At 47.4% G+C, this 24,466-nt stretch carries 19 protein-coding genes; all 19 read left to right on the forward strand.

What is annotated here, in order from left to right; translation table 11 throughout:
• Nucleotides 1-29: 29 nt before the first annotated feature.
• The 19 genes from SPSPH_RS06850 to SPSPH_RS06940 all read left to right on the forward strand — a co-directional run bounded on the left by SPSPH_RS06850 (nucleotide 30) and on the right by SPSPH_RS06940 (nucleotide 24,270).
• A complete protein-coding gene (locus SPSPH_RS06850; protein WP_075754443.1) occupies nucleotides 30-671 on the forward strand; it encodes a DUF3786 domain-containing protein in 642 nt (213 codons plus the stop codon).
• Nucleotides 672-785: 114 nt separating this feature from the next.
• Nucleotides 786-1,556: a P-loop NTPase gene (locus SPSPH_RS06855; RefSeq protein WP_075754445.1), complete on the forward strand. Its 771-nt coding sequence runs from the start codon at nucleotides 786-788 to the stop codon at nucleotides 1,554-1,556.
• Between the two features lie 42 nt (nucleotides 1,557-1,598).
• Nucleotides 1,599-3,365, forward strand: a complete 1,767-nt coding sequence (locus tag SPSPH_RS06860) for a formate--tetrahydrofolate ligase (protein ID WP_075754447.1) — start codon at nucleotides 1,599-1,601, stop codon at nucleotides 3,363-3,365.
• Nucleotides 3,366-3,558: 193 nt separating this feature from the next.
• Nucleotides 3,559-5,499, forward strand: coding sequence for an anaerobic carbon-monoxide dehydrogenase catalytic subunit (gene cooS, locus SPSPH_RS06865; RefSeq protein WP_075754449.1), 1,941 nt, complete (start codon nucleotides 3,559-3,561; stop codon nucleotides 5,497-5,499).
• Nucleotides 5,500-5,575: 76 nt separating this feature from the next.
• Nucleotides 5,576-7,705 (forward strand): acetyl-CoA decarbonylase/synthase complex subunit alpha/beta, encoded by a 2,130-nt coding sequence (acsB, locus tag SPSPH_RS06870; protein ID WP_075754451.1) that lies wholly within the window; start codon nucleotides 5,576-5,578, stop codon nucleotides 7,703-7,705.
• A gap of 117 nt (nucleotides 7,706-7,822) precedes the next feature.
• Nucleotides 7,823-9,166 carry an acetyl-CoA decarbonylase/synthase complex subunit gamma gene (gene acsC / locus SPSPH_RS06875; RefSeq protein WP_075754453.1) on the forward strand — a complete coding sequence of 448 codons (1,344 nt, stop codon included), beginning with the start codon at nucleotides 7,823-7,825 and terminating at the stop codon, nucleotides 9,164-9,166.
• 66 nt (nucleotides 9,167-9,232) lie between these two features.
• Complete coding sequence (locus tag SPSPH_RS06880; protein WP_075754455.1) at nucleotides 9,233-11,203, forward strand: ASKHA domain-containing protein; 1,971 nt, start codon at nucleotides 9,233-9,235, stop codon at nucleotides 11,201-11,203.
• A 45-nt stretch (nucleotides 11,204-11,248) separates the two neighbouring features.
• Nucleotides 11,249-12,004, forward strand: a complete 756-nt coding sequence (locus tag SPSPH_RS06885; protein WP_075754457.1) for an AAA family ATPase — start codon at nucleotides 11,249-11,251, stop codon at nucleotides 12,002-12,004.
• 21 nt (nucleotides 12,005-12,025) lie between these two features.
• Nucleotides 12,026-12,994, forward strand: coding sequence for an acetyl-CoA decarbonylase/synthase complex subunit delta (locus SPSPH_RS06890; protein ID WP_075754459.1), 969 nt, complete (start codon nucleotides 12,026-12,028; stop codon nucleotides 12,992-12,994).
• Nucleotides 12,995-13,095: 101 nt separating this feature from the next.
• Entirely contained in the window at nucleotides 13,096-13,887 is a 792-nt protein-coding gene (locus SPSPH_RS06895; protein ID WP_075754461.1) for a methyltetrahydrofolate cobalamin methyltransferase, read from the forward strand.
• 38 nt (nucleotides 13,888-13,925) lie between these two features.
• Nucleotides 13,926-14,519, forward strand: coding sequence for a 4Fe-4S dicluster domain-containing protein (locus SPSPH_RS06900; protein WP_083945441.1), 594 nt, complete (start codon nucleotides 13,926-13,928; stop codon nucleotides 14,517-14,519).
• Complete coding sequence (locus SPSPH_RS06905; protein ID WP_075754465.1) at nucleotides 14,516-15,379, forward strand: CoB--CoM heterodisulfide reductase iron-sulfur subunit B family protein; 864 nt, start codon at nucleotides 14,516-14,518, stop codon at nucleotides 15,377-15,379. Before SPSPH_RS06900 ends, SPSPH_RS06905 begins: the two co-directional genes overlap by 4 nt.
• Nucleotides 15,380-15,558: 179 nt before the next feature.
• Nucleotides 15,559-18,402 (forward strand): FAD-dependent oxidoreductase, encoded by a 2,844-nt coding sequence (locus tag SPSPH_RS06910; RefSeq protein ID WP_075754467.1) that lies wholly within the window; start codon nucleotides 15,559-15,561, stop codon nucleotides 18,400-18,402.
• Nucleotide 18,403: 1 nt separating this feature from the next.
• Nucleotides 18,404-18,811, forward strand: coding sequence for a hydrogenase iron-sulfur subunit (locus SPSPH_RS06915; protein WP_075754469.1), 408 nt, complete (start codon nucleotides 18,404-18,406; stop codon nucleotides 18,809-18,811).
• A 21-nt stretch (nucleotides 18,812-18,832) separates the two neighbouring features.
• Nucleotides 18,833-19,501 (forward strand): methylenetetrahydrofolate reductase C-terminal domain-containing protein, encoded by a 669-nt coding sequence (locus SPSPH_RS06920; RefSeq protein ID WP_075754471.1) that lies wholly within the window; start codon nucleotides 18,833-18,835, stop codon nucleotides 19,499-19,501.
• Nucleotides 19,498-20,454, forward strand: a complete 957-nt coding sequence (locus tag SPSPH_RS06925; protein WP_109298232.1) for a methylenetetrahydrofolate reductase — start codon at nucleotides 19,498-19,500, stop codon at nucleotides 20,452-20,454. The genes SPSPH_RS06920 and SPSPH_RS06925 overlap by 4 nt, the downstream gene beginning before the upstream one ends.
• A 255-nt stretch (nucleotides 20,455-20,709) precedes the next feature.
• Nucleotides 20,710-21,234 (forward strand): complex I 24 kDa subunit family protein, encoded by a 525-nt coding sequence (locus SPSPH_RS06930; RefSeq protein WP_075753373.1) that lies wholly within the window; start codon nucleotides 20,710-20,712, stop codon nucleotides 21,232-21,234.
• Nucleotides 21,222-22,523: a complex I 51 kDa subunit family protein gene (locus SPSPH_RS06935; RefSeq protein WP_083945380.1), complete on the forward strand. Its 1,302-nt coding sequence runs from the start codon at nucleotides 21,222-21,224 to the stop codon at nucleotides 22,521-22,523. Before SPSPH_RS06930 ends, SPSPH_RS06935 begins: the two co-directional genes overlap by 13 nt.
• Nucleotide 22,524: 1 nt before the next feature.
• Nucleotides 22,525-24,270 carry an NADH-dependent [FeFe] hydrogenase, group A6 gene (locus SPSPH_RS06940; RefSeq protein ID WP_233138648.1) on the forward strand — a complete coding sequence of 582 codons (1,746 nt, stop codon included), beginning with the start codon at nucleotides 22,525-22,527 and terminating at the stop codon, nucleotides 24,268-24,270.
• Nucleotides 24,271-24,466: the final 196 nt, after the last annotated feature.

Raw genomic sequence — 24,466 nt, forward strand, 5'->3', positions numbered from 1 at the left:
TTCTGCTATTGCACTAGGGGGCACAGCCAATGCAAACCGGTAACAGTAATTCACAGCATCTGCAGGATGGCTATCAGTTGGCTTATGAAAAAGCTTGCGCTGGCTTAGCTGCTAAAAATCCGGAAGAAATGGCCGCAAACAGTGGCGCTGAATTTGATGGTGGTGTATTTACACTTCAATACATAAATGACATGTACACTGTAAGCTATCCTGACGGGGAAGTCAGCTTTGCCGGACGCCAGGAACCGGTGCCGATAGCCACTAAAGTAGTTTTGCTTCACTACCTGTTTACTGCAAGCGGACACGCTCTGTCCGGGCAGTTGATATCTTTTAAAGAAATACCAGGCGGCATGATTTATTTGCAGCCATTCAATGGCCGGGTACTTGGCGGTTTTAAGGCCATATTTGGGAAAAAATCCGGTTTATTGCGCCAAGTGGGTGAAAAGCTGGGAGTTACATTTGCCCAATATGGTGATGTCTCTATTACACTGGACATTTTACCGCGCATTCCGATAACTTATGTTATCTGGGAAGGGGACGAGGAGTTCCCGGCTAATGCAACTGTATTATTTGATGCTACGGCTCAGTATTATCTACCCACCGAGGATTTAGTGGTGGCTGCTGCTGCCGGCGCCAGTCTGCTCAATAAAACAGTTCGAACCTTAAGTTAAGCGGCGAGCAGATACTGCCTGTATTTGACAGACAATTCCATATATACCGGCAATATGAAATTTTCGCAAACAATACAATTTGTTTGAGATAACCAAATTTAAGGAGGTGAAACTTTGAAAATTGCAGTCTCCGGCAAAGGCGGCGTCGGAAAAACGTCTGTCTCTGCCAGTTTAGCTAAATTATTTGCCCGTGAGGGCCGCCGTGTTTACGCAGTAGACGCTGATCCTGATGCAAGTTTAGGCTTGGCTTTAGGAATTCCTGATGATATCTTGGCTAAAGTAATTCCACTAATTGACATGGAAGAAACCATTAAGCAGAAAAGTGCCGGTGGTGGTTTATTCTATAGTCTTAATCCTGATGTGGATGACATATTAGATGAGTATTCCATTAGCGTGGGTAACATCAGATTTTTACGAATGGGCGCTATTAAACCAGGCGGTTCAGCATGTTATTGCCGCGAAAATGCATTTCTGTTCTCCGTAGTAGACGCTTTGATCCTGGATAAGGACGATGTGGTTATTCTTGATATGGGAGCAGGCATTGAACACTTGACCCGTGGCACATCAAAAGGTGTAGACCTGATGCTTGTTGTTACAGAACCGAGTAAGACCAGTGTTCAAACCGCAAGAGTAGTCATGCAGCTGGCTAATGATTTGGGCATTGAGGTTACAAAAGTTATTGCTAATAAGATTCGTTCTCCGAAAGAAGAAACATTCATCCAGGAACAGTTTACGACTCAAGAACTGTTAGGTGTCATTCGCTTTGATGACGAACTGCTGGATGTCGCTCTCGGAAACGAAGCAGACATACTTACCGGAGCCTTCAAAACGACCATGGAAGAAATCTATGGACGTATCGTTACAGGATGTAAAGTTAAAAAATAGCTTGCATTCTTAAATAACAACTTAAAAGGGGGATTTAGATTTATGGCTTGGGATGCTACGCAAATGAAGGATTGGCAAATCGCTGAGGCGGCGGAGGCCGCAGGAAATCTTCCCAGTACCGAGAAGTACCAGGAAATTCTGGGACTGCAAAAGGACGAAATTATTCCTTACGGCAAAACCCCGAAAGTCGATTTTCTGAAAGTCATTGACCGCCTGAAGGATAAACCTGACGGCAACTACATTGAGGTAACCGCCATTACTCCTACTCCGCTTGGTGAAGGCAAATCAACTACCTCCATCGGTATCATGGAAGGTCTTGGAAAACGCGGTGTAAACGTTGGCGGTGCCCTAAGGCAGCCTTCCGGCGGACCTACCATGAACGTTAAGGGCACTGCTGCCGGCGGCGGTAATGCGCTCCTCATTCCGATGACTGAGTTTTCGCTTGGTTTGACCGGCGACATCAATGACATTATGAATGCGCATAACCTGGGTATGGTAGCTATGAATGCCAGAATGCAGCATGAGGCTAACTATACTGATGCTGAATTGGCTAAGAGAAACCTCAAGCGTTTAGATATTGACCCCAAAAACATAGAAATGGGCTGGGTAATTGACTTTGCAGCCCAAGGTCTCCGTAACATCATTATGGGTCTTGGTGGTAAAAAAGACGGCTTTATGATGCATTCCAAGTTCGGTATTGCTGTTGGTTCTGAATTGATGGCTATTTTGGCTGTTGCGAAAGATCTGGCAGATATGCGCGAACGCTTCAAGCATATCGTAGTTGGTTATAACAGACAAGGCGAACCTGTCACTACCGGTGACCTGGAAGTTGATGGCGCTATGACTGCTTGGATGCGTAATACCATCAATCCGACACTTTGCTCCACAGTAGAAGGTCAGCCTTGCTTCGTACATGCCGGCCCGTTTGCCAATATCGCTATTGGCCAGTCCTCTATTATTGCTGACCGCATAGGCTTGAAGTGCTTTGATTATCATGTAACTGAATCTGGTTTTGCTGCCGACATCGGCTTTGAAAAATTCTGGAACGTTAAGTGCCGCTTAAGCGGACTTAAGCCTAACGTTTCTATCCTGGTTGCCACTGTTCGCGCCCTTAAGATGCATGGTGGCGGACCTACCGTTGTACCAGGCCGTCCGCTTCCTGACGAGTACACCAAAGAAAACCTTGGCCTCTTAGAAAAAGGCTGTGAAAACATGGTGCACTTGATCAACATGATTAAGAAATCCGGTATTAAGCCTGTTGTTTGTATCAACGCTTTCTACACAGATACTGCTGCCGAACATGCGCTTGTGAAAAGGATTGCTGAACAAGCAGGCGCTCGCGCCGCTGTTTCCGAGCATTGGGCCAAGGGTGGCGACGGCGCTCTTGATCTGGCTGATGCTGTTATGGATGCTTGTAAAGAAAAAGTTGATTTCAAATATCTGTATCCGCTTGAAATGCCGCTTCGTCAACGCGTTGAGCTTATTGCCAAAGAAGTTTATGGTGCCGATGGTGTTGACTGGGCTCCTCTGGCTCAAGAAAAAGCACAGAAATTTGAGTCTGATCCTAAGTACGCCGATTATTGCACGATGATGGTTAAGAGCCACCTGTCCTTGTCGCATGAACCGACCTGGAAAGGCGTACCGAAAGGCTGGAGACTGCCGATTCGCGACATCCTGGTTTATGGCGGCGCCAAATTCCTCTGCCCGATGGCCGGTGCTATCAGCTTGATGCCGGGAACCAGCTCTGACCCTGCATATCGCCGTATTGATGTTGACGTTAATACCGGCAAAGTTAGCGGTTTGTTCTAAATTTTATAAAAAAACAAAAATATACAAAAATTTTCTCATAACTCAGCAGGTATTCGCCCGCCTAAGGGCGAATACCTGTAAGTGTAGAGTTTGTGAAAAAAACCTCATAATTAACCGATCCTGACTAGTTAAGCTCCTTGTAAGTGGATTCACCTGAAAAACAACTATGATGAACATAGGGAGGAAAAGAAGAATGTCCGAACAAAGAACAATTGACGTGGCAGCAACTCAGATGCTGGATAAAGCCAAAGAAATCGGCTTTTTAACAACATTTGATCGCGCCAAAGCTCAAGAGCCTCGTTGTACCTTTGGCAATACTGGTATTTGCTGCCGTATTTGCTTACAAGGTCCTTGCCGCATTCTGCCCAAGAAACCAGGTGGTAATAAAGGTATTTGTGGTGCCGCTGACTACACCATCGTTGCTAGAAATACCGTTCGTTACATTGCAGGCGGCGCTGCGGCTCACTCCGACCATGGCCGCGAAATCGCAGAAGTTCTGCTAAGTGTTGCTGAAGGAAGAGTTCATGACTATAAAATCACAGATGCCGATAAGCTCATAAGAGTTGCGAAAAAAATCGGTGTTGAAACCGAAGGCCGCGAAATGATGGCAATCTGCAAAGACGTAGCTAGCGCAGCTCTTGCTGAATTTGGCCGTGTTGATGAGACTAAAGAGCTTGCCTGGATTAACGCTTATACAAATGAAGAAAGACTTAACATTTGGCGTAAAACTGCTATTATGCCTTCCGGCATTAACTTAAGTCTGGCCAAATTACTCCACCAAACTCATATCGGTGTTGACTCCGACCCTGTTAATATTATTTTTGGTGGTCTTAAGGCTGCCTTGTGCGATATCGACGGTCAGCATCTTGCTACCGACTTGTCGGATATTCTCTTTGGTACTGGCGTTCCTGTAGTAACTGAGGCTAATCTTGGCGCAATCAAAGAAGATAAAGTTAATATTGCTCTCCATGGTCATAATCCGCTTCTTTCCCAAATGGTTGTTAAGGCTGCCAAAGAAATGCAGGAGGAAGCTAAAGCTGCTGGCGCTGCAGGCATTAACCTTGTTGGTATCTGCTGCACCGGTAACGAGGTTCTGACTCGTGAAGGCGTTGCCATTGCCACTAACTTTGCTACCCAAGAGCTTGCTATTATGACTGGTGCTATGGACGCAATGGTTGTTGACGTTCAGTGTATCATGCCGAGCATACGCTCTGCCGCTGAATGCTATCACACTAAGATCGTTACCACCATGCCAATCATGAAGATTCCTGGATCATATCATTTTGCGTTTGATGAGCACCAAGCTGTTGACAGTGCCAAAGAAATTATCCGTTTAGCTATTGATGCCTATAAAAACCGGGATAAGTCAAAAGTATGTATTCCCGAACTCAGAAATAAAGTTGTTGCTGGTTTCACTTTAGAAGCCATGTATAACATTTTTAGAAAAATTAACCCGGAAAATCCGATGAAAGTTGTTGCCGACGCGATTGAGGCCGGAGAAATTAAAGGGGTTGCAGCTCTTATTGGCTGTAATAACCTGAAAGGCACTCATGACTACAACCATACTACAATCGCCAAAGAGTTGGCTAAGAACGATGTTCTTCTTATAGCTACCGGTTGTTCAGCTCAGGCTCACGCGCTGGCTGGTATGATGAACGGTGATGCTGTTAAAGAATATGCAGGTGAAGGTCTGAAAAAATTCTTTGCCCGTTTGAATGCAGTTGCCGGCTTAACTGAAGAGTTGCCGCTGATGTTCCACATGGGTTCTTGTGTTGACAATAGCCGTTGCCAGGACTTTGCTACAGATCTGGCTAACACTATGGGCTTAGAATATGCAGAAGTTCCTTATGTTGTCAGCGCTCCGGAAGCAATGTCGGAAAAGGCTGTTGCTATCGGTTCCTGGAACGTTGCCTATGGTAATCCTACCCACGTTGGTGTTATTGCTCCGACTGTTGGTAGCCAGCTTGTCAATGATGTTGTTACCAAAGTTGCGGAAGACGTATTTGGCGGTTTCTTTTTCTGGGAACCGGATGCTCATAAAGCTTCTGCCAGAATGGTCGAGATACTGGAAGAACGCAATTGGAAGAATGCTATGCGTAAAAAAGCCCGTGATGCACAAGAGGCTGCCGAGTAATTAACTTTGATACCCTGCTATTAGCTACTCAATAGATAATGAGAAATTGACTCTATGAAGGAGGAAGAAAAACAATATGTCTATGGAGCTTTTTAAAGGCGCCTATGAAGGTGCTGTCACAGCTACCAGCTACGCAGAAATTCTTCTGGCGAAAGCTATTAAGGAATATGGTGCCGACTGCCCGGTTAAATATCCTGAAACCGCATACAGATTACCGGTTATCACTGCGCTGAGCGGTGAGGAAGTAAATACAATTGGTGATCTCGCCCCCATTCTTAATCGGGTTCGGACCACTAACATAAAAGAAGAACTGAATTTTGAAAATGCTAAATTGAACGGTGAAGCTACCCTGTATGCAGCTGAGATTATTGAAGCACTTCGTTACATCAATGGCGCTAAACCTGATAAATATCCGTATTGCGGTTTTATCGGTGATCCTATTCTTCGTAAATTCGGTGTACCTTTGGTTGACCAAACTATCCCTGGTGTTGCTGTTATCGTCGGTAAAGGCAAAGACAGCAAATCCACCGGCAAACTGGTAAAAGACCTCCAATCCAAAGGCATCATGATTTTCCTGGCCAACGAAGTAATCGAGCAATGTATTGAAGAAAATGTTAAAATTGGCGCTGACTTCATTACCTTCCCTCTCGGTAACTTCACCCAGGTTATCCATGCTGTTAACTTTGCTTTCCGTGCCGGTCTTGCTTTCGGTGGCATTCCTGCCGGACAGCGTGAACGTGCTATTGAATATCAGGCAAAACGCGTACTTGCGTTCGTAATCCAGCTTGGACCTAATGATATCGTTAAATTTGCTGCTGAATTTGGCGCTATCTTCATGGGCTTCCCGATTGTCACCGACCAGCCGGTTGCTGAAGAAATTCCTGACTGGTATCAATCTGAGCCTGATTATGAGAAGATTGGCAAACTCGGTCTCGAAATGCGCGGCATTAAAATCAAAATTGTTGATATCCCTGTACCTATCACCATTGGACCGGCTTTCGAAGGCGAAACCATCCGTAAAAAAGATGCACATGTTGAGTTCGGCGGCGGCCGCTCCACCAGCTTCGAGCTTGTTCGCATGGTTGATGCCGACCAGGTTGAAGACGGCAAAATCGAAGTTATCGGACCAGAAATTGATGAAATGCCGGAAGGCAGCGTCTTCCCGCTGGGCGTTATGGTTGACGTCTATGGCCGTAAGATGCAGGAAGACTTCGAAGGCGTGCTTGAGCGCCGTATCCACTACTTCATTAACTATGGTGAAGGTTTGTGGCACGTAGCCCAGCGTAACATGATGTGGGTGCGTATCGGCAAAAACGCTAAAGAATTAGGTTTCAAAATTAAGGATATCGGCGAAATTCTTATTGCCAAATTCAAATCAGATTATCCGGCAATTATTGACCGGGTACAAGTTACCATTATCACTGATAAAGATGTTATTGAAGATAAAATCAAGCTTGCTATTGAAAAATACGCAGCTCGTGATGCCCGTCTCAAAGGCCTTACCGATGAGTCGGTTGAGACCTACTACTCCTGCACACTCTGTCAGTCCTTCGCACCGAACCATGTTTGTATCGTATCGCCTGAGCGCGTAGGTTTGTGCGGTGCTGTAAGCTGGCTTGATGCCAAGGCTTCCAATGAGATTACTCCGACAGGCCCGAACCAGCCGATCGAAAAAGGTGAATGCACCGATGAGGCTAAAGGCAGCTGGAAGAATCTGAATGAATTCCTGTACACTCATTCCAACCGTACTGTAGAAAATGTAAACTTCTACACCATGATGGAAGATCCAATGACTTCCTGTGGTTGCTTTGAGGCTATTATGGCGATACTGCCGCTGTGTAACGGCGTTATGCTTACTACCCGTGAGCATTCCGGCGATACTCCTTGCGGTATGACCTTCTCCGCATTGGCCGGCACTTGCGGCGGCGGTGTTCAAACCCCTGGCTTCATGGGTATTGGCCGTCGTTACCTCTGCAGCTCTAAGTTCATTCCTGCCGATGGTGGCCTCGGACGTGTAGTCTGGTTGCCGAAAGAGCTCAAAGAATATCTCGGTCAAGACTTGGTTGATGCTGCTGTAGCTGCTGGTCTTGGTGCCGACTTCGTTGACAAGATTGCTGACGAAACTGTAGGTATCACTGAAGAAGAAATCCTGCCGTTCCTTGAAGAAAAACAACATCCGGCTCTTAAAATGGATCCGATGATGTAATTAACCCTAAGTAACCTTTTTGGAAGAATTCGGGACACATCCGGATAACAGCATAGCGTTTCTGATGTGTCCCGATTCTCATATTTTAAGTTCTTATATTCGAAAGGAGAAGAGAAAATGGCATTAACAGGTTTGGATATTTTCAAACAACTACCCAAAACTAACTGTAAAGATTGCGGTTCACCTACCTGCCTAGCTTTTGCAATGGCAATGGCTAATGGTAAAGCATCCCTTGATATGTGCCCGCATGCAACTGAGGCTGCTAAAGAAACACTAGGTGCAGCAACTGCGCCTCCTGTACGCACCGTTAAAGTAGGTGTAGGCGAACAGGAAATCGTGATGGGTGACGAAACCGTCCTCTTCCGTCATGACAAAACTTTCTATCATCCTACCGCATTGGCTATTCAAATTTCTGATACTCTGTCCGGTGCAGAACTAGATGCTAAAATAGCTAAAGTTAACGCTTTGGTAATGGACCGCGTTGGACAAAAAATTGCTATAGATATGGTTGCTATCACTAACTGCTCTGGCAATGCCGCTACCTTTAAAGCCGCTGTTGAGGCTGTAGCTGCTAAAGCTAACTTCGCTCTCATGCTGGTTGCCGATGCAGCAGGTTTGGAAGCTGCTGTTCCTGCCGTAGCTGCTAAAAAACCCCTTCTTCACGCCGCAACTGCTGAAAACTGGGAAAAAGTTGTAGAGCTGGCTAAAGCTAATAACTGCCCGGTAGTAGTAAAAGGTAATGGACTTGATGATACTGCTGCTTTAGTTGAAAAAGTGGCTGCTCAATATAAAGAGTTAGTTATTGACTTCGGTAATCAAAGTCAAGCCAAAACTTTGGCTGAAATGGTTAATGCCCGTCGTCTGGCAATCAAGAAAAAATTTCGTCCGTTTGGCTATCCGATGCTTGCTTGCACTCAAGCAACCTGCGCCAGGGAAGAAATCGTTGAAGCAACTACTTATGTTGCTAAATATGCCAGCATTGTTTGCATGAAGGCTGACGAACAAGCCCTGCTGCTGCCATTGATGGCTTGGCGTATGAACATCTACACCGATCCGCAAAAACCGATGGCTGTTGACGCTAAGGTTTATGAAATTGGTGACGTTACTCCGGACAGCCCTGTATATATCTGCACTAACTTTGCTCTTACCTACTTTGCTGTTGAAGGCGAAGTTGTTGGCAGTAAAATCCCTGGCTATATCGTAGCTGTCGACACTGACGGCGCATCAGTTCTTACTGCTTGGGCTGCTGGTAAATTCGTAGCCGAGCCGATTGCCGAGTTTGTTGAGAAAATGGGTATTATGAGCAAGGTTAACCATAAAAATATTGTTATTCCTGGTTATGTTGCTATCATCAGTGGCAAGCTTAAAGAAAAATCCGGCTTGGATGTAATCGTCGGACCTCAGGAAGCCGCTGGCATTCCGGCTTTCGCCAAAGCTAATTACCCGCACCTGATGAAGTAATACTTTCTTTATACTTGCTAACAAATGCTGAACTATCGGCATTACAAATCAGGAGGATAATTTAGGATGAACAAAAGGTTCGTAACATTTCTTCCCGCCGGCGTAAAAGTCGAGGTAGAGTCAGGAACGGATTTGCTTACTGCCGCAGGCAAGGCTAATATTGAGATAAAAGCACCTTGCGGCGGTGACGGTACTTGCGGCAAATGTGCAATTCATCTCAAAAATGGTAAAGCAAAAGCGAGAAGGGAAAGCCACTTGGCAGCGCGGCTTATGGAAAAAGGCATCAACTTAGCCTGTCAAACGCTGGTTCAAGACGAGGATTTGGTGGTAGAAATACCTAAAACTTCTGCCATGAGCAAGCATCAGGTCCTGGTTGACAGCAGTCCGGTAAATGCAGGTATGTCGGAAGCATTAAGTAATTATTTGCTTAATGTCTGGCAGCTTAAAGAATTGCTGTTAGAAAAGCAAGAAAGCCCGCTTAACGGCTATCCTTTACACCCGCTGTGCCGGAGTATACGATTGACCTTGCCGGCAGCCAGTCTTCAGGACAATCGCGATGACCTGAATCGCCTGACTATGGTTCTACGGAAAGAAACTAAATGTACGGACATTAATGTTCCTCTGGCAATTATTCGTGATTTGGGAGAAATTCTAAGGGCTGATAACTTTAAGGTAACTGTACTGCTGTCTGAGGTTGGTGGTAAAGCTGAAGTGATTGCCGTTGAGCCAGGTCATAGCCATCGGCCGCTGTACGGTATAGCCGTTGATATTGGGACTACTACCGTAGCAGCTTATCTTCTTGACCTTGAAAAAGGCAGAGTTGTCGATACGGCGGGAACTCATAACCGGCAGGCTCGCTTTGGTGATGATGTCATTAGCCGTATTGTATATGCTGTCGATGAAACGGATGGACTTAAAACTATTCATCAAGCTATCATCGATACAGTAAATAACTTGGTTTCAGACATATTGGTAAAACATAGAGCGATTAGAGAAAATGATATTCGTGTAATTATGACGGCTGGGAATACGACCATGGCGCATTTGTTCCTGGGGATTAACCCCAAATTTATACGTTTGGAACCGTATATTCCCACAGCTAATTTTTTCCCGGTTGTTAAAGCGCAGGAATTAGGACTGAGAGTTAATCCTGATGCTCCGGTGTTTAGTTATCCGTCAGTCGCCAGTTATGTGGGCGGCGATATCGTTTCCGGAACTTTATTTACCAATATGGGGAAAGAAGACGCGCCCATATCTCTCCTGATTGACATTGGTACGAACGGTGAAATGGTATTAGGTGCCGGTGATTGGCTGGTTACCTGTTCTTGTTCTGCTGGACCGGCATTTGAAGGTTCTGGGATAACCTTTGGTATGAGGGCTATGTATGGTGCTATTGAACGCATGGAAATCGACCCTCAAACCTATGAAGTATCTTACACTACCATCAATAACGGCAGAGCCATTGGTATCTGCGGTTCAGGATTAATCGACTGCCTGGCGAAACTGCGGCGTACCGGTATTATCGACCGGGCGGGCAAGTTTCAGACCAGTCTGCCAACTGACCGGATGCGTATTGGTGAGGCAGGCCCTGAATTTGTTCTTGTCTGGCAGGATGATTCTGACCTTGATCGCGATATCATCATTAGTGAAGCTGATGTCAAAAATCTGCTCAGAGCAAAAGGTGCTGTATTTGCCGGAATTCGTACCATGCTAAATGTGGTCGGTTTTGAACTGGACAGTATCGAAAACGTCTATGTGGCAGGCGGATTTGGTAACTATCTCAATATTCCTGATGCTATAGCCATTGGTCTGTTGCCTGATATACCTGTACAAAAGTACAAGTATGTGGGCAATACATCAGCCAAAGGGGCCTGCATGGCATTATTGTCTCAGGAAGCATGGGCTGAAGCCAACAATCTGGCAAGTAAGCTGACCTATATCGAATTATCGGTCGGAAACTTATTTATGGACGAATTTGTATCATCCCTGTTTATTCCACATACTGATTTAACACTATTTCCCAATGTTGATCTTTAATAATTTAAAGCTATAGTTTGGGAGCATTGAAAGGAGTTTCAAGACATGGCAAAACAAATAGCAGTGGCAGGAAAAGGAGGTACAGGTAAGACTACATTTACCGCACTCCTTATCCGGTATTTGGTTAAAAACAATAAAGGCTCCATTCTGGCGGTTGACGCTGATGCTAATGCCAACCTGAATGAAGCCCTAGGCATGGAAATTGAACAAACAATTTCTGAGCTGATAACCAGTACCAAAAACCCGAAAAATATTCCTGCCGGTATGACTCAGGAGACGTATATAGAATATAAACTCCAATCGTCTTTAGTTGAATCAGACTATGTTGATATGCTGGTGATGGGGGGACCTGAGGGTCCGGGCTGCTATTGTTTTCCTAATAACCTCCTGAAGGGTTATATGGATAAGCTTAGCAAAAACTACAGCTATGTACTTATGGATAATGAGGCAGGTCTGGAACACATTAGCCGCCGGGTAACGCAGGATATTGATTATATGTTCGTTGTCAGCGATGCTTCGGCACGGAGTATTCGCTCGGCCGGTCGTGTTCGCCAACTTGTCGATACCCTTAAGTCGGATGTAAAGAACATCTACTTGGTTGTTACTAAGACACAAAATGATGAGGACATTGCCGAACTCAAAGCTGAGATCGATAAAACCGGTCTTACCTTAATCGGTGTAATCCCTTATGACCCCCAAGTAGCCAAATATGACTTATTAAGCCAGCCGTTGTTTGATTTACCAGATAACTCGGTGGCTGTACAGGCGGTTAACGCCATTTGTAAAGAAGCACAAATATAAAAGTCTGGAAGGAGCGTAACTATGGCAACAAATATGTTGAAAGAAAAATATACCGGTAAAATTAATACCGTTACCATCGGTGCTACCAAAGAACAAGGTGGCACCCGTACCAGCACAGTAACCGTTGGCGGCGACGCCACTATGCCGTTCCTCCAATTCGAAGGCGATATGCCCTTAAAACCGGTTGTCGCAATGGAAATTCAGGATGTTAAACCTGACTGGCACCCGTTATTGAATGAAGTATTTGCCGATGTGATGGATTGCCCTGTTAAATGGGCCAAAAAATGCGTGGAATGCGGCGCAGACCTGATTTACCTCAAGCTTGCCGGTGCTGATCCCGATGGCGCTAACAAGAGCCCCGAAGATTGCGCTAAAATAGTTAAAGAGGTCTTGGCTGCTGTAGGCGTACCTCTTATCGTAGTCGGTTGCGGTAATGACGAAAAAGACAACGCCGTTCTGCCTGTTGTTGCAGAAGCTGCTGCCGGTGAAAACCTGCTTATCGGTTTAGCTGAACAGGACAACTATAAGTCGGTTGCTGCTGCTGCTATGGTTCACAAGCATAAAGTGCTGGCACAAAGCCCGCTTGATATCAACATCTGCAAACAGCTCAACATCCTTATTACTGAATTAGGTTTGGCTGCCGATAACATTATTATCGACCCGAGCACAGCCGCTCTTGGCTATGGTATAGAGTATACTTACTCGATTCTTGAACGCGGACGTCTGGGCGCTCTTGGCGGTGACAAAATGCTGTCCCAACCGGTAATTTGCCAAGTTGGTTATGAAGCATGGCGCGCCAAAGAGGCTGTTGCTGCCGAAGCCGATTTCCCGAACTGGGGCGTTCAAGCTGACCGTGCCATTCTTTGGGAAGCCATGACTGCTGCCGGCCTGTTACAAGGTGGCGCTCATATCATGGTGCTTCGTCATCCGGAAGCAGTTCGTCTCTTCAAGAAAAATGCTGAAGCTTTAATGGTGGCTCCTGAAATCTAAGCTCGTAGTTGCAATGACTGTCGGGTATTCTCAAACATTTCATCTGTAAATATATGTATGGGTTTTCTTAAAATTAATTATATATTAAGGAGGATTTGCTAATGATTATTATTGGTGAAAGAATTAATGGTATGTTTAAAGATATCGGTAAAGCTATCCGGGAGCATGACCCGAAGCCGTTACAAGAGTGGGCTGCTAAACAAAAAGAGGGTGGCGCTCATTACCTTGACGTAAACACCGGACCCAACTCCGAAGACCAAACAGTAGATCTTCCTTGGATGATTAATGTTTTAAAAGAGTGTACCGATTTGCCGCTGGCTATTGATACCACTGATTATGATGCTATGGAAGCCGCTCTTATCGCTTATGGCAAACCAGGCGCATTAATTAACTCCATTGGTTGCGAGCAGGAAAAAATCGACAGAGTTTTCCCGATGGCTGCTAAATATCAAGCCGATGTTGTTTGTCTGTGCATCAATAAGGTTGGTATTCCTAAGAGCGCTGAAGACCGTGTTGCTATGGCTATGGAGTTTGTTGCCAACGCGGAAGCCTATGGTTTGCAGCCTGATAACCTGTTCATCGACCCGATTATCCTTCCTGTTAACGTAGCTCAGGAGCATGCTGTTGAAGCTATGGAAACCATCCGTCAAATCAAAATGATTTCCAATCCTCCTCCCAAAACTACTGTCGGCCTTTCCAACGTATCGCAAAAGAGCCCGCATCGTCCGCTCATCAACCGTACTTTCGCTGTTATGGCTATGGCTGCCGGTCTGGATTCTGCCATTTGCGATGCTAACGATGACGAGTTAGTTGATGCTATCGCTACCGCTCGCGTTATTTTGAACAAAGATATTTACTGCGACTCCTATGCTAAGGTGTTCAGACAGCGGTAATTAGTTCCGCTGGGGGTGTACTCCCGGAAAGGAGGTCAATGATGTCAACGGTAAATCAACCCGTTAAGGAAAAAACTTCTTTCTGCCGGGAAATGGAAGAAAAGTCACATCAGCCGATCACTTCATGCTATCATTGCATGAAGTGTGCTGGTGGCTGTCCGATTAACTTTGTCATGGAGCATAATAACTATGAAATATTGCGGATGATTCAGCTGGGGGAAAAGGACAAAGTATTTACAAGCAATACTCCCTGGTTATGCGTTGGTTGCAAGACCTGCGCTGTACGCTGTCCGAACGGCATCGATACGTCTAAAGTTATGGATACCATTAAAATGGAAACCATTGCTGAAGATAAGATTCCGGCTAGTCATTACAATATCAAATTGTTTTATGAATTGTTTCTCGACTCCATGAAAGGCTTCCCGGTAATCGGCGGCGAAGGCCGCGGTTATGAACTTGGACTTATGGGACTTTACAAACTGTGTACAGGGACTTATTTTGCGGATATGGACCTCGGCAAAGAAATGACAAAACGGGGCAAGATGCCATTCTTACCTCATAATGCACTTAAGCGGCGCAAAGGCGAAATCAAGAAAATATTCCAGAGAGCAAAGGAGAAAAAGGTACGATGAAACTAGGTTATTATCCGGGATGTTCCCTTCACTCCACAGCAGCCGAATATAATATGGCTACCGAGGCTGTATTTGATGCCTTGGACCTGGAATTGGCTGAATTGCCGGAGTGGAATTGCTGTGGTGCGACTGCCGGACACTCCACCGACCGTTTCCTTTCGCTCGCTTTGCCACTGAGAAATCTTGTTATCGCCGAAGTCGAACAGCAGAAAGAATTAGTGCTGCCATGTGCCGCCTGTTATAATCTTGTAAAAGCCGCTGATCATTACGTGCGGGAAGGTACTCCGGAAGCCAAAGATGCTAACGAAGAACTGAAAAGCATAATGGGTGCGTCCTATAGCGGTAATGTCCATGTTACACATCCGTTGGAAGTCATCATGAGAAAAGAAATTCTTAGCAGAGTGGGTGGGGAGGTCAAAAGACCCCTTAAGGGACTTAAGCTTGCACCTTATTACGGGTGTTTGCTTACAAGGCCGACCTATGTAGCTTTTGACGATGTAGAGCAGCCACAAGCAATGGATAAGCTGATGAATATGGTCGGAGCCGATGTGCGGAAATGGTCGTACAAAACCGACTGTTGTGGTGGCAGCTTAACAGTACCACGTACTGACGTTGTTTATGAGATAACCAAAAACTTGGTAACTGCTGCTCAACGGGCAGGCGCTGACGCTATTGTGACTGCATGTCCGTTATGTCAAATGACTCTGGAAACCCGGCAGAAAGAAATTCAAAAACCAATACCTATATTTTTCTTCACCGAGTTGCTCGGGATTAGTTTCGGACATCCTGAAGCAAAAAAATGGATGAAGAAACATATTATTGATCCCGTACCGCTCTTGACATCATTGCAGTTGTTGTAACCGATCCAGAGAAACCGGCAGAACTATTATTAGGTATGTCCGGTTTCTCTGCGGTTATACATCGGTAGTCCACCAAGCCCAAATCCATAGTATTCTTATTCATCCTATGGCTTTAGTCTTGGTGGGCTACTCACAATGATGGTGAAGCAAAGATATTTTATCGAAAGGCAGTGAGAGCCATGCAAAAGGATGTGCTCGTTATTGGCGGTGGCATTGCCGGTCTGCAGGCGGCTCTGGAATTAGCTGGGGCAGGATACCCTGTTCATTTGATAACAGATGAAGCAAATCTGGGTGGAAAACTGGTCGATTCATCAGAAAATGGCAGCAAGGCAGCCTGTGTCTGGGGTGATCAGGTTAACATTTCTGCTTTGTATTTGGGCGGCAATCTCCATGCATCCAGTACGGTATTGGGTTCGCTCATTACCCGTGCCTACAACAATCCGCTTGTTCATCTCTATACCAGCAGCAAACTGGTCGAACTGCAGGGCGATGTAGGCCACTTCCAAGCTACCATTAGCGATGTCGCAACCGGCAAGCGCACCCAAAAACTCGTCGTCGGAGCGGTTATTCTGGCAGCCGGTTTCAGCATGTATGATGTGTCTAAAAAAGGCGAATACGGCTATGGATATCATAAGAACGTTGTCACCAGCTTAGAGTTTGAGCATATGCTCTCTGAGAGCCGCTATCGTTCAGACTGTATCAGACGGCCATCGGACGGCAAATGCGCGGAAAAAATTGCGTTCATACAGTGTGTAGGCTCCCGTGACGTAGTGTCAAAGGGAGAATACTGTTCGGCAATATGCTGTATGTTTACCGCCAAAGAAGCAATCTTGGCAAAAGAATTTTCTCCTAAAACCGATGTTACGGTTTTTTACCTTGATCTTAGGGCCTGTGGCAAGAATTTTGACACCTTCTTATCCCGGGCTCAGGAATTAGGTACCAAATATGTGCGGACCATGATTTCCGAGGTAAAAGAAGACCCCGTGACGGAGAAATTATCCATTAATTATGCCGCAGCCAGCAAACCGCTTGCTGAAGAATTTGATTTGGTGGTTCTTGCAGCAGGTATTCGTCCGTCCACCCGTCTGAAAGAAACTGCCGGAATTTTACAACTTCCTCTTAATGAACATGGCTTTGTGCAGGTAGATCCCCTTGACCCGGTAAATACCAAACGCCCCGGCGTATTTTCTGTCGGCGGCAGTCAAGGTCCGCTTGATGTTCCCGAGACTATGGCTTTGGCCAGCGCCGCAGCTGCTGCTACAGCCAGAGTACTGGGCAAATCAGAGGGGCGACCGGCTCGCAAGCCTGTGGCTGAACGTGATGTAACGAAAGAACCGCTCAGACTTGGCGTTTTCCTCTGCAAAAGCGGGTTAGCCGCTATGGGAGCTGATACCGAAGCTGTGATTCAGGCAGCCAAAGGCCAAGGCGATGTAGTAGTGGTTGAATGCGACCAAGCGGTCTGTCAACCGGAAGCTATAGCTAAAATACAAAACCTGATTGCTACCCAGGGGCTCAACCGCATTGTGGTTGCTCCCTGTGTCTTGAAACACAATCTTACTCTCTTCCAGGAGGCTGCGCAGGCTGCAGGCTTAAATCGCATGCTGGTTGAAATGGCCCCTGTGCCTGTGAAGAATTGGGAGAATCATTCTGAGAAGGCCAACAGTGCGGCTATTGCTGTTACTGTGCGTGCTGTCAAGGATGTCAAGAACTTTAAACCGCTAAGATGGCATGCTGAACCGGTTGTTCCCCGTGCGCTGATCGTTGGCGGCGGTGTTACCGGCATGGCTGCGGCATTAGCGTTAGCTGATCGTGGCTATAGTTCTACCATTGTTGAGAAGTCGGCCGAACTTGGCGGCTATGTCCGTAATTTTACCGGCAGCTTAGAAACCGATGACCTAAAGAAAACTGTCGAAAATTTGGAAAAGCAAGTTGCCAAGAATGACAAGATTGAGGTGCTGGTTAACTCGGAAGTTGCCCACTTCAGCGGTCGTCAGGGCCATTTCATCACTTTGGTGGCAACCGGTCAGGGACAGATAAAAACAACTAAGAATGTGGAACATGGCGTGGTAATCCTGGCTACAGGCACGACAACCTATGTTCCGGCCGAATATATGTATGGTGAAGATCAGCGGGTTATCACCGGTGTTGAGGCTATGTACCGGCTGGTTGACGGGCGTTTGCCGGCAAAAGGCGAGCCTACCTATGTCTTTGTCCAATGCGTCGGCTCGCGCAATGAGGAGCACAAATACTGCAGCCGTACCTGCTGCGGTGAAACCGTATATGCGGCTGCCAAAATTAAAGAGCAAAACCCTGATGCCAAGGTATATGTGTTATCCCGTGATATCCGCACGCCTGGCTATCTTGAACTCAAATACCGTGATGCCCGGAAAGCCGGCGTAGTGTTTGTCCACTATGACGAAACTGACAAGCCGGTATTAGTAAAAGACAAAGACGGCAACCTGTCGATGGCTGTTAATGATCCGCAATCCGGACTGACCTTGAATTTGAAACCGGATCAGGTGATTTTGGCAGTAGCTCAGACGGCTTCCAAGGAAGCCGAGCAGCTTGCCAATATTTTCAAGATTCAGGTTAATGCCGATGGTTTCCTTTCCGAAACCCACTCAAATTTTGGTACGATTGCTTTCCCTGGCGGCGGCATCTTTATATCCGGTGCAGCCCATGGGCCAAAATCAGTGGTTGAATGTCTGACCCAAGCTAAAGGCGTAGCTGGGCGCGCGGCTCGTATTCTGGCACAGCCTGCACTCATGATGGGTGGTATGGTGGCTGAGGTAGAATGGGAAAAATGCGCAGCCTGCCTGACTTGTGTACGGACTTGCCCTTACACTATCCCACAAATCACTCGCGAGAAGAAAGAAATGGGCGCTGCCTATATTCCGCCTGCTGATTGCCGTGGCTGTGGCATGTGTGCATCCGAATGTCCGAATAAGGCTATTTTTGTCCATCATTATCAGGACGATGAGGTACTCTCACGGGTTGAGACCGCGTTGACGGAGGTGGGTTAATATGAGTGAAGGTAAAGTTGTTGGTTTTGTTTGCCGCTTGTGTGCGCTAATTAGCTCTGACCTTGGCCCTCCAGCCGATGTTAACGTGAAAATCGAAACCGTTGAATTGCCTTGCGCCGGTAAAGTTGACGGCAGACTGTTGTTAGAGGCTTTTGAAAAGGGCGCTGACGCTGTCTTTGTCGCTGGCTGTCCTGAGCATGAGTGCATGAACGTCAATGGCAGTTCACGTGCCCGGAAACGTTTGGAGCATATCCAGGAAATTTTGGATCAAGTCGGCATTGGCCGGGAACGGTTAGTTATGTACAACGTGTCCGGCACCCATGGTCCGCGTTTTGCCCATATCGCCCGGGATATGGCCGGCCTCTTAGAGAAATTAGGTCCGAGTCCGCTTAAGGCCCGGAAGGCCTAGAAAGGAGACGAGTCAAGCGATATGATAGTTGCACAAATAAAGCCAATTGAAGAAATTGCCGAAAGTATAAAAGGCGCTAAAAAAGTACTGGTTGCCGGTTGCGGCGGCTGTGTTACCGTATGTCTGTCCGGTGGGCAAAAAGAAGCCGATATTCTGGCCAGTGCCTTGCGGATGAAGCTGGAGGTTGACGGTCAGCCTACCTCTATCGAAACTGCTACTTATGAGCGGCAGTGTGATCCGGAATATGCGGCCAGATTTAAAGAACATCTTAAAGATGTTGATGTTGTGGTGTCCGTGGCTTGTGGCGTTGGTGTGCAGTACATGGCGGAAACCTATCCGGAAATTATTTTTGTACCAGGCCAAAACACTACCTTTGCCGGCGCTGCTATTGAGCATGGCATCTGGGAAGAACGCTGTATGCTATGCGGCGAGTGTGTACTTGCCAAAACCGGCGGCGTATGTCCTATTATCCGTTGCTCCAAGAGCTTGATGAATGGTCCGTGTGGCGGTTCCCAAAACGGTGTTTGCGAAATCAGCAAAGATACCCCATGCGGATGGCAGCTTATTTATGATCGCCTCAAAAGCCAAAACCGTCTGGAAATGATGACCGAGGTATTACCCGCAAAAGACTGGTCGAAGAGCAGAGACGGCGGTCCCCGCAAAATTGTGAGGGAGGATGTGCGGTTATGAGCGAAGCAGTAGCAATTGACAAACAAGCTGTGTTAAAAACAGAAAGCAAATTAGAAAAACTGTACTCCTTAGGCCATTTTGTGGTGACAGGCGAACTTGGACCGCCCCAGCATTCTAACGGTCATGAATTAGAACACCATGCCCATGAACTTAAAGACATAGTGGATGGTTTTAACCTTACGGACAACCAAACAGCTATTGTGCGGCTGTCCAGCATTGCTGCCGGTGTCCATGTCCTTAAGGGCGGCGGCGTTCCCATTATTCAGATGACTTGCCGGGACCGTAACCGTATTGCCATGCAAAGCGATTTGCTGGGGGCTTATAGCATAGGAATTCGCGATGTATTATGCCTAAGCGGTGACCACCAGTCTTTCGGCAACCATCCGACAAGTAAAAATGTGTATGATGTTGATTCCGTACAATTGATTTCCATGGTCAAAAAGATGCGGGATGACAAAAAGTTTCTGTCCGATGCCGTTATCAAAACAGACGAGCCGCGTTTCTTTATCGGTGCTGTAGAAAATCCGTTTGGCGATCCCTTTGAATTCCGGGCTATCCGTCTTGAAAAGAAAGTAAATGCCGGCGCTGATTTCATCCAGACGCAGGCCATATTTGATATCGAAAAATTTGCCCGGTTCATGGAAATGGTAGTGGCCCGCGGTATTCATGAACGGACTAAGATTACTGCTGGTATTCTGCCTGTGCGTTCGGTAAAAGCGCTGCAGTACATGAAGAAAGACGTTGCCGGTATGGAAATTCCCGATAGCCTGATTGAGCGCATGAAGAAAACTGAGGACCCGAAAAAAGAGGGTATCCAGGTTGCTATTGAAATGTGCAACGAGCTCAAAAAGATCCCAGGTGTAGCCGGTATTCATATTATGCCTGTTGGCTGGGAAGCAGCCCTGCCTGAGATTGTAAAAGGAGCAGGGTTCCTGCCGCGTCCTAAAGTTTAATATCGTTGTTATCCCATAATCTGGCTAAGCATTGGTTTAGAAGGATATACTCAGGGAGAATGGTAGGGTCAGCCTGGGAAGAAAATGGCTGACCCTATATCCTATCATTTTGCGGCAATACTTTGAGTAACTTAAATTGTGCAAATTTTCACATATAAATTTAGTATAGTTACTCCTAGTCGTTGTTATGCTCCTTCAGGTACTGACTTGTCTTGGTAATTACAAGATGTCAAAAGAAAGGGTGAGATAACAAGCATGTGTTGTTCAAAAGTAACAAAAGATCAGGCATTGGAAATCATCAGAAGATACGAGCAAGTCTTGGCCATTATCAATCAATATGGTAAAGCCAAAGAGCAGTTGTTATCAATACTATTAGATATTCAGGCAACCTCCGGCGAAAACTACGTAGCCGAAGAATGGGCCGAAGTCGTCGCCTGCCAACTGGATGTGCCCATCAGCAAAATCCATGATGTTCTTACCTTCTATGCCATGTTCAGTACGGTGCCCCGGGGCAAATATGTCATTGAAATCTGTAAAAGCACACCCTGCCATGTAACCAAAGCCGATGCCGTAGTGGCCCTGTTTGAAGCAGAATTGGGCATTAAGCTGGGTGAGACCACTCCTGACAATCAGTTTACCCTGCTGCACACCAGCTGTGTAGGCGCCTGTGATATTGGTCCGGTAGCCAAAATCGGCGATGAAGTCTATGGTAACCTGACCGCAGCCAAGGTAGCCGAAATTGTGACAAGTTACCGGGGGGTGTCGTCATGTCAAAAATAAACCAACTCATTTCCGGCAATTGCGGCGTCATTCGTCCTGACTGTACCGAAGCCTATGTAAAGTCCGGCGGGTATGAAGGTCTGAAAAAAGCCTTTACCATGAAACCGGAAGACATTATCGGCGAAGTGAAAAAGGCCAAGCTCTTAGGCCGCGGCGGCGCGGCGTATCCGGCCGGTTCCAAATGGGAACAGCTGCTGGAAATCCCCGAATTCCCCAAATACATTGTCATTAACGCCGACGAAGGCGAGCCAGGCACCTTTAAGGATAAAATCCTTTTAGGCCAGGATCCGCTCCGGGTCATCGAAGGCATGACCATTGCCGGTTATGTGTTCAACTCCCACGACGGCTATATTTATATTCGCGGCGAATACCGCGCCATTCAGAAAGTCTTCCAAAGCGCCATCGACAACGCCGTCAAAGCCGGTTATCTGGGCAAAAACATCCTGGGCAGCGGCTTTGAATTCAACATCCACATCATGACCGGCGCCGGCGCCTATGTCTGCGGCGAAAACTCCGCCCTCCTAAACTCCATCGAAGGCAAGGCCGGCCGCCCGCGCATCAAACCGCCCCATCTGGCCGAAGTCGGCCTGTTCCTCCTGCCCACCCTCGTAAACAACGTAGAATCCATTGCCAACATCCCCACCATCGTCTTAGAAGGCGGCGACAAATACCTAAGCTATGGTACCAAAGACAGCGGCGGCACCAAGCTCGTCTGTCTGTCCGGTAACGTCGTTAACCGCGGCGTATACGAAATCCCCTTTGGCGTCAGCCTGCGCGATGTCATCTATGACCCTGAACTGGGCGGCGGCATCCCTGACGGCAAAAAACTTAAATTCTTCCATTTAGGCGGCCAGTCCGGCCCCATTGGCAGTGAAGCCCAGCTTGACACCCCCTATTGCTACAAAGCCCTCCGCAATGCCGGTTTAAGCGTTGGCTCCGGTGCCGTCGTCGTTATGGACGAAGACGTGTGCGTCATCGATTACCTCAAAGGCGTAACCGAATTCTTCATCCATGAATCCTGCGGCAAATGCACCCCCTGCCGCGAAGGCAACAAGCAAATCTATGAGATACTGGGCAAAATTTCCGCAGGTCAGGCAACCCAGCACGACATGACCGTGCTGCGGCGGTTAATTGACACCATGACCAATGCCTCCTTCTGTGGTTTGGGCCAATCGGCAGCCGTAGCCCTCAACACCTGCTGGAAGCTCTTTAAAGCCGAATTCGAAGATCACCTGAACCAGAAATGTCCGGCACAAATTTGCTTTACTGAACAGGAAAGAGGTGAGTAGTGTGGGTCATCATGCATCCGATCCCAACAAAATCGTCAACATTACCATAGACGGCATCCCCGTATCATGTCCTGAAACTACCCTGATCTTAGATGCCGCCAAAATGGTCGGCATCGACATTCCCGTACTCTGCTACCATCCGGACCTTAAAGTGCGAGCTACCTGCCGCCTGTGCGTAGTCGAGCTTAAAGGCCAGAAAAAACTCAAAACCGCCTGCAGCAACGAAGTCTGGGACGGCGCCGAATTCATCACCAACAGCCCGGCTGTCCGCCAGGCCAGAAAAGACGTGCTTGAACTCATATTGGCCGAACATCCCCAGGACTGCCTCCAGTGCATCAGAAACACCAACTGTGAACTCCAGCAGCTGGCCCGTGACTTTGGCATAGCTAAGCCCCTGTTTGAAAACCAGCCCAAACAAATCCCTGTCGAAGCCTCCAACGGCGTCATCGTCCGCGACATGTCCAAATGCGTCAAATGCGGCCGCTGTGTCGAAATGTGCCAGGAAGTCCAGACCGTCGGCGCCATCAACACCGCCCACCGGTCTGTGGACTACGAAATCACCACCGCCTTCGACCGGCCGCTCCAGGACAGCACCTGCGTCTACTGCGGTCAGTGCATAGCCGTCTGTCCTGTCGGCGCCCTCTACGAAAACGACGAAACCGAAAAAGTCTGGCAAGCCATTGCCGACACCGATAACCATGTACTCGTCCAAGTCGCCCCCGCTGTCCGGGTAGCCCTCGGCGAAGAATTCGGCCTCGCGCCAGGCAGCATCACCACCGGCAAAATGGTAGCCGCCCTGCGCCGCTTAGGCTTTGACAAAGTCTTTGACACCGACTTTGCCGCCGACGTCACCATCATGGAAGAAGGCAGCGAACTCCTCGAAAGAATGAGCCAGGGCGGCACCCTGCCCCTCATCACCTCCTGCAGCCCGGGCTGGATCAACTTTGTCGAAACCTTCTATCCCGACCTGCTGGACAACGTCTCCACCTGTAAATCGCCGCAGCAAATGTTTGGCGCTTTAGCCAAAAGCTATTACCCTCAAAAAGCCGGTATCGACGCCGCCAAAATCGTATCTGTCTCCATCATGCCCTGCACCGCCAAGAAATATGAAAGCGCCCGTCCCGAAATGAACGGCAGCGGCTACCGGGATGTCGACATCGTCTTAACCACCCGTGAACTGGCGAGAATGATCAAACAAGCCGGCTTTGACTTTAATAAACTGACCGAAGAAGAATTTGACGCACCCCTTGGCCTGTCCACCGGTGCCGCCGTCATCTTCGGCACCTCCGGCGGTGTTATGGAAGCCGCGCTGCGTACCGTCTACGAAGTAGTCACAGGCAAAGAACTGGCCAACGTCGATTTCGAAGGCGTACGCGGCCTCACCGGCGTTAAAGAAGCCGAAGTGGACCTTGACGGCAAGAAAGTCAAAGTGGCCATTGCCAACGGCCTGAAAAATGCCCGGGTCATTTTGGATAAAATCCGCGCCGGCGACTGTGAGTATCAGTTTGTGGAAATCATGTGCTGTCCTGGCGGCTGCATTGGCGGCGGCGGTCAGCCCTGGGGCACCACCAAGGCTACCAAGGAAGCCCGGATGGCCGGTCTGTATCAGGCCGACCGCGAGCTGCCTATCAGGCAGTCGCACAAAAATCCGGCGGTGAAAGCGTTGTATGACGAGTTCCTGGGTAAACCCTTAAGTCACAAATCCCATGAGCTGCTGCATACTCATTATCATCCCAAGCATAAGTAGATAAGCAGAGAACCAGGTTATTAGGAGCAGCGCGACGCTAGAACTTGTGTGAATCGCTTAGTTCCAAGCGGAGCGCGGAACTTCCTTTATAAAGGTTGTGATAAATGAGGACGGCTTCAAAAACAGCCGTCCTCATTTATTAATATATTGCAAATAGCTATTTGTAGAGTAGTGACAGGCTATGATAAAATAATGC

It is taken from the genome of Sporomusa sphaeroides DSM 2875 (assembly GCF_001941975.2).
GTDB classification, from domain to species: domain Bacteria; phylum Bacillota; class Negativicutes; order Sporomusales; family Sporomusaceae; genus Sporomusa; species Sporomusa sphaeroides.